We start from the raw sequence: 299 nt of genomic DNA, 5'->3' as shown, positions 1-299 counted from the left end.
GAAAGGCTTAACGGTCGTGTTCGAGATGGGTACGTGTGGTTCCCTTTCGCCATCGTCACCAAACAAGTTAATTGTGCAAGGCTTATGCCTTGAAAACTAGATGCGAATTGAAGAATAAAGCGGTTTTACGAATTAAATTCGTTATTTTAGATAAGCCCTCGACCTATTAGTATTGGTCAGCTCCACACGTTACCGCGCTTCCACCCCCAACCTATCAACCTCGTCGTCTACAAGGGGTCTTACTAATTGGGAAATCTCATCTTGAGGGGGGCTTCGCGCTTAGATGCTTTCAGCGCTTA

Annotated in this window: 2 rRNA genes; both read right to left on the bottom strand. The window is 45.8% G+C overall.

The features are described 5' to 3' along the window. A 5S ribosomal RNA gene (rrf, locus tag NV379_RS26245) occupies positions 1-63 on the bottom strand; the annotation flags it as partial. 83 nt (positions 64-146) lie between these two features. After that, positions 147-299 (bottom strand): 23S ribosomal RNA (locus tag NV379_RS25740); the annotation flags it as partial.

Origin of the sequence: Paenibacillus radicibacter (assembly GCF_024721995.1) — a bacterium.
Lineage (GTDB): Bacteria > Bacillota > Bacilli > Paenibacillales > NBRC-103111 > Paenibacillus_AM > Paenibacillus_AM radicibacter.
Note: the sequence above shows the minus strand (reverse complement) of the source record. Positions and strands in the feature narration are given on the sequence as shown.